Origin of the sequence: Streptomyces sp. NPDC059668 (assembly GCF_042734135.1) — a bacterium.
Taxonomy (GTDB): Bacteria; Actinomycetota; Actinomycetes; order Streptomycetales; family Streptomycetaceae; genus Streptomyces.
The window spans coordinates 64,992-71,507 of sequence record NZ_JBHWEL010000025.1; the positions used below are offsets into that span (position 1 = coordinate 64,992).

At 71.6% G+C, this 6,516-nt stretch carries 4 protein-coding genes; 3 read left to right on the forward strand and 1 reads right to left on the reverse strand.

Annotation, left to right across the window (positions count from 1 at the left end):
• Positions 1–67 precede the first annotated feature (67 nt).
• Complete coding sequence (locus ACFV2J_RS19870; RefSeq protein WP_385091620.1) at positions 68–1,303, forward strand: cytochrome P450; 1,236 nt, start codon at positions 68–70, stop codon at positions 1,301–1,303.
• 162 nt (positions 1,304–1,465) lie between these two features.
• On the opposite strand, the gene ACFV2J_RS19875 is transcribed toward ACFV2J_RS19870, so the two are convergent.
• A complete protein-coding gene (locus tag ACFV2J_RS19875; protein ID WP_385091617.1) occupies positions 1,466–3,757 on the reverse strand; it encodes a bifunctional glycosyltransferase 87/phosphatase PAP2 family protein in 2,292 nt (763 codons plus the stop codon).
• A gap of 415 nt (positions 3,758–4,172) precedes the next feature.
• Here ACFV2J_RS19875 and proP point away from each other — a divergent pair, with 415 nt between their 5' ends.
• Together proP and ACFV2J_RS19885 are read left to right on the forward strand one after the other, a co-directional pair.
• On the forward strand, positions 4,173–5,609 hold the full coding sequence (proP, locus tag ACFV2J_RS19880) for a glycine betaine/L-proline transporter ProP (RefSeq protein ID WP_385091614.1): 1,437 nt from the start codon (positions 4,173–4,175) through the stop codon (positions 5,607–5,609).
• 141 nt (positions 5,610–5,750) lie between these two features.
• Complete coding sequence (locus tag ACFV2J_RS19885) at positions 5,751–6,422, forward strand: O-methyltransferase (RefSeq protein WP_385091611.1); 672 nt, start codon at positions 5,751–5,753, stop codon at positions 6,420–6,422.
• Positions 6,423–6,516 lie beyond the last annotated feature (94 nt).

Here is a 6,516-nt window from a genome sequence, read left to right on the forward strand (position 1 = left end):
CGGCCGCCGGAACACGGCCGTCGGAACACCGTCGCCACAACAGAACGCGTGAGAGCTGGAGTTGCCGATGCCCTGTCCAGCGCTGCCCGACGGGTTCGACTTCACCGACCCCGACCTGCTGCACCACCGCGTGCCCCTGCCGGAGTTCGCCGAACTGCGCCGGGCCGAGCCGGTCCGCTGGATACCCCAGCCGCCCAACCTGGCCGGCTTCCAGGACGAGGGCTACTGGGCGGTGACCCGGCACGCGGACGTCAGGTACGTCTCCACGCACCCGGAGATCTTCTCCTCGACCCTCAACACGGCGATCATCCGCTTCAACGAGCACATCGAGCGCGACGCGATCGACGCCCAGCGGCTGATCCTGCTCAACATGGACCCGCCCGAGCACACCCGCGTCCGCCAGATCGTGCAGCGCGGATTCACCCCGCGGGCCATCCGGGCGCTGGAGCAGCGGCTGCGCGACCGCGCGCACGCGATCGTCGAGGGCGCCCGTGCCCACTCCGGGCCCTTCGACTTCGTCACCGAGGTCGCCTGCGAACTGCCCCTCCAGGCGATCGCCGAGCTGATCGGCGTCCCGCAGGACGACCGGGTCAAGATCTTCGAGTGGTCCAACCGGATGATCGCGTACGACGACCCGGAGTACGCCATCACCGAGGAGGTCGGCGCCGAGTCGGCCACCGAACTCATCTCGTACGCGATGAACATGGCCGCGGACCGCAAGCAGTGCCCGGCGAAGGACATCGTCAGCACCCTGGTGGCTGCCGAGGACGAGGGCAACCTCGGTTCCGACGAGTTCGGCTTCTTCGTGCTGATGCTCTCCGTCGCCGGCAACGAGACCACCCGCAACGCCATCACGCACGGGATGCACGCCTTCCTCACCCACCCCGCGCAGTGGGAGCTCTACAAGCGCACCCGTCCGGCGACCACCGCCGAGGAGATCGTCCGCTGGGCGACCCCCGTGGTCTCCTTCCAGCGCACGGCGACCCAGGACACCGAACTCGGCGGCAAGGCGATCAGGAAGGGAGACCGGGTCGGCCTCTTCTACGCCTCCGCCAACCACGACCCCGAGGTGTTCGAGCACCCCGACGACTTCGACATCACGCGTGACCCCAACCCGCACCTCGGGTTCGGTGGCGGCGGCCCCCACTACTGCCTCGGGAAGTCCCTGGCCGTCCTGGAGATCGACCTGATCTTCCAGGCGCTCGCCGACGCGATGCCGAACCTCTCCCTGGTGGGCGACCCGCGCCGGCTGCGCTCCGCGTGGATCAACGGGGTCAAGGAGCTCCAGGTCGACGCCGGCTGACCCCGGCACCCGCTCGGGCCGACGGCCTCCCGGCGTCCGTCGGCCCGTCCCGCGGGAGGCAGGGGCAGCCCCCCTACGCTCCGCCCCTGCCTCCCCCGAGGGCCGGGCCCCCTGACCGCGGCGCACGTGCCGGGCCGACGCACGTGCCGGGCCGGCGCCGGATCAGCCCGCCGTACGACCCGCCGGGCTGTCTGCGCGGCCGTCCGCGGGGCCGTCCGCGCGACCGCCTTCCGCGCTCCCGCCGGACCTCCCCCCGGAACTCTGCACAGGGAGTTCCACCGGACCGTCCGCGGGGCCGTCCGCCGAGCTGTCCGCCGAGCTGTCCGCGGGGCCGCCTTCCGCGCTCCCGCCGGACCTCCCCACGGAACTCTGCGCGGGAAGTTCCACCGGGCCGTCCGCGGAGCCGGCCGCGCGGCCGGCTGCCGCCGGGGCCGGCTCCTTCGTGCCGGCCTCCACGGGCCGCACCAGCGGCCGCGGCCTCGGGCCCTGGAGGAGGTAGGTCAGACCGAAGCCCGCGGCGACGACCGCCGCGCCGCCCACCGCGTCCAGTACCCAGTGGTTGCCGGTCGCCACGATCGCCGACACGGTGAACAGCGGGTGCAGCAGGCCGAGCGCCTTCATCCACCACTTGGGCGCCAGGATCGCGATCACCAGTCCGCACCACAGGGACCAGCCGAAGTGCAGCGAGGGCATCGCCGCGTACTGGTTGGTCAGCGCGGTCAGGGTGCCGTAGTCCGGCTTGGAGAAGTCCTGCACACCGTGCACGGTGTCGATGACGCCCAGCCCCGGCATCAGTCGCGGCGGGGCCAGCGGGTAGAGCCAGAAGCCGACGAGCGCGAGCAGCGTGGCGAAGCCGAGTGCCGAGCGCGCCCAGCGGTAGTCGCCGGGGCGGCGGGTGTAGAGCAGGGCGAGGACGGCGAGCGGGACGACGAAGTGGAACGACTCGTAGTAGAAGTCGAAGAAGCCCCGCAGCCACTCGACCTTGAACACCGCGTGGTTGGCCCAGTGTTCGATGTCGAGGTGCAGGAACCGCTCGATGGAGAGTATCTGGTCGCCGTGGTGCTCGGCGGTGGCCCGGCCGCCCGCGTTGGTGCCGCCCGTCGCGGCCAGCCTGACCTGCTGGTAGGCGGAGTAGCCGACGCGGATCAGGAGCAGTTCCAGCAGCAGGTTCGGGCGGGTGCGGACGCGGCCGAGGAAGGGCAGCAGCGGCACCCGCTTCCACCGGGTGGGGACGGGCCGCGCGTAGTCGGTGGGGATCGGCGCCCGGTAGTACTCCGAAGTGCGGGAGAGGAAAGGCACCAGCGTGGCGGCGGCGAGCGCGGCGAGCAGCACCAGGTTGTCGCGCAGCGGGTAGACCGCGGCCATGTTCGGCAGCATCATCTTCGCCGGCAGGGTCATGACGAGGATGACGGCGACGGGCCACATCGCCCGGTCCGAGGCCTTCTTGCCGACCCGGCCGACCAGCGCGAGCAGGACCCACAGCAACTGGTGCTGCCAGGTGGTGGGCGAGACGGCGACGGCGACGCAGCCGGTGATCGCCACGGCCAGGAGCAGCTGCCCGTCCTTGGCGTAGCGCACGGCACGGCGCAGACCCAGGGCCGCGACTCCCGCGCCGAGCAGCAGGAACAGGCCGATCTCCAGCGGGCCGTTGAGGCCGAGGCGCAGCAGCGCGCCGTGCAGCGACTGGTTGGTGAGGTCGTCGGCGTCCCGGCCGAGTCCGACGCCCGCGAGGTGGTGCACCCAGTACGTGTGGGAGTCGTGCGGCATCGCGGCCCAGGCGAGTGCGGTGCTCGCGGCGAAGGTGAGCACGCCCGACACGGCGGCGCGGCGGCGCCCGGTGAACCAGAGCAGCGGGGCGAAGAGTAGCACGGTGGGCTGTAGCGCCGCCGCGAGGCCGATCAGGACGCCGCTCGCCCGCTCCCCGCGGACCGTGAAGCAGCCCAGCAGGACGAGCAGGACCGGGATGATGCTGGTCTGGCCGAGGGAGAGGGCGTTGCGGACCGGCAGCGACAGCATCAGCAGGCTGATCGCCACGGGTGCGGCGAGCAGCGAGGTGCGCCGGCTCACGGGCTGCGGCAGGGCGCGCGCCGCGACCACGCCGAGCACGACGACCAGCGACAGGCTGCCGAAGGTCCATCCCCAGCCGAGCGCCTGTTCGGCGGCGCGGGTGAGCGGTTTGAGGACGAGTCCCCCGAAGGGGGTTCCGGTGAACCGCGTCGAGTCGTACAGCGATCCCTTCACATGCAGGACGCCCTCGGGACCGACCCAGGTCTCCAGGTCGGTCAGCCGCTCCCCTTTGGGGGTGCTCAGGACGACGGCGACCTGCCGTACCGCGAGGACCGCGGCGATCAGCCACAGCCCGATACGGATCGTGCGCAGCCGTGCCCTCGCCGATTCCGCCGCCCCCGCCCCGAAGGCACCACCCGCTCGCCCGCCGTGCTCCACATTCGCCACGCCCCGTCGGCCCTCCCGCCCCGTTCGTCCCGCGTATCCCGTGCGCCGGTGTCTGCCCGGACCCCTAAGAGGCTCGCACTGCCCCCGTGGATGGACGCAGGCAACCCCCCCCTTCACCTGACGTCCCCCCGTCTTTTGTCCGGATGACGATAGTGCGAGATCGGTTCGGTTCCCCCCTCGGTCCGCGACATGGATCACATTCACCCGCGACAAAGGTCACAGACAGGCCACTCGAAGCCGGGGTCCGGAGCGGCCGTCGCCCCTGCGCACACGGTGTTTGCGCACGTTGAGCACAGGGTCGGCCACGACACGTGACGCGCGGGGGCGACCCTATGGTCGCTTTTTGGTCTGTCCCGGGTCGTCACGCGGGGCGGACCACGTCCTTGTCCCCGTCGAAAGGCAGGCGAGCGGAATCTTGCCCTCCGTCACTCCCGTCGCTCCCGTCGCTCCCGTCCGGCTCCGGCCCCCCGTGCGGCCGGAGGTCACCGTCACCGACCCCGCCCTGGTGAAGCGCGCCGTCAAGGCCGCCGCCCTCGGCAACGCGATGGAGTGGTTCGACTTCGGTGTCTACAGCTACATCGCGGTGACGCTGGGCAAGGTCTTCTTCCCGTCCGGCAACCCCACCGCGCAGCTGCTGTCCACCTTCGGCGCGTTCGCGGCGGCCTTCCTGGTCCGCCCGCTGGGCGGCATGGTCTTCGGGCCGCTGGGCGACCGCGTCGGCCGCCAGAAGGTCCTGGCGGTCACCATGATCATGATGGCGGCGGGCACCTTCGCGATCGGTCTGATCCCGTCGTACGCGACGATCGGCGTCGGCGCCCCCCTGCTGCTGCTCGCGGCCCGGCTGGTGCAGGGCTTCTCCACCGGCGGCGAGTACGCGGGTGCCTCCACCTTCATCGCCGAGTACGCGCCGGACAAGAAGCGCGGCTTCTTCGGGAGCTGGCTGGAGTTCGGCACGCTCGCCGGATACATCGGCGGCGCGGGACTGGTCACCCTCATGACCGCGTTCCTGTCCACCGAGGACCTGCTGGCCTGGGGCTGGCGCGTGCCGTTCCTGATCGCGGGCCCGATGGGCGTCATCGGGCTGTATCTGCGGATGCGCCTGGAGGAGACCCCGGCGTTCGCGGCGGAGCTGGAGAAGGCCTCGAAGAAGGAGAAGGACCGCCCCAAGGTGCCGCTGCGCGTGATGCTCGCCGGCCAGTGGCGCGCGCTGCTGCTCTGCGTCGGCCTGGTGCTGGTCTTCAACGTCACCGACTACATGCTGCTGTCGTACATGCCGAGCTATCTGACGAGTGAGCTGAAGTACGACGAGACGCACGGTCTGCTGGTCGTCCTCGCCGTGATGGCGCTGATGATGATCGTGCAGCCCTTCGCGGGCGCGCTGACCGACCGGATCGGCCGCCGCCCGGTGATCGCCGCCGGGTGCGCCGGATTCCTCGCGCTGTCCGTCCCGGCCATCCTGCTCATCCGCCAGGGCAGCCTGCTCGCGGTCGCGCTCGGCATGGGCGCGCTGGGCCTGCTCCTGGTGTGCTTCACCTCCGCGATGCCGGCCGCGCTGCCCGCGCTCTTCCCGACGAAGGTCCGCTACGGCTCGCTCTCCATCGGCTTCAACGTCTCCGTCTCGCTCTTCGGCGGCACCACCCCGCTGGTGGTCACGGCGCTCATCGGGGCGACCGGGAACATGATGATGCCCGCGTACTACATGATGGCCGCGGCCGTGATCGGCGGCGTGGCGGTGTGGTTCATGTCCGAGTCGGCAGGCCGGCCGCTGCCGGGTTCCGCCCCGGCCGTCGAACCCGGCACCCGGCCCGGCACCGGCCACGGCACCCCGACCGCCGTGGGCGCCGACGCCTGACCCGCCTCCGCCGATCGGCCGACGTCACCACCGCGCACGGAGGATCACTCCCTCATGCGGCTGACAAGCGCGGGCGGCGCGACTAGATTCGTCGACGGAAATAGTTAGTGCTCCTAACTAGACGCACGAAAGGCATGGTGCATGAGCGAGTCGCAGTTGTGGAACGACGTCGACGACTACTTCACCGCCCTCCTCGCCCCCGCCGACGAGATCCTGACCGCCGCACTGCGCGACAGCGACGCCGCCGGGCTGCCGCACATCAACGTCGCGCCGAACCAGGGCAAGCTGCTCCAGCTCCTGGCCCGGGTCCAGGGCGCCCGCCGCATCCTGGAGATCGGCACCCTCGGCGGCTACAGCACGATCTGGCTGGGCCGCGCGCTGCCCGCCGACGGCCGGCTGGTGACCTTCGAGTACGACGCCACCCACGCCGAGGTCGCCCGCCGCAACCTCGCCCGCGCCGGCCTCGACCGGATCGCCGAGGTACGGGTGGGTCCCGCGCTGGAGTCGCTGCCGAAGCTGGCGGAGGAGAACCCGGAGCCGTTCGACTTCGTCTTCATCGACGCGGACAAGGTGAACAACCCGTCCTACGTCGAGTGGGCCCTCGAGCTCACCCGCCCCGGCAGCCTGATCGTCGTCGACAACGTCGTGCGCGGCGGTCACGTGACCGACGCGGGCAGCACCGACCCGAGCGTGCGCGGCACCCGGGCCGCGCTGGAACTGATCGCCGCCCACCCCAGGTTGAGCGGGACGGCGATCCAGACGGTGGGCAGCAAGGGGTACGACGGGTTCGCGCTGGCCCGGGTCCTCGACTGACTTTCGCGGCACGTCCCCGGACGTGCCGCGCTCCCCCGCCCCACCGCCCCGGGTGGAAACCCACCGTCACGCACAGCGGTCCCGTGCGCGCGAA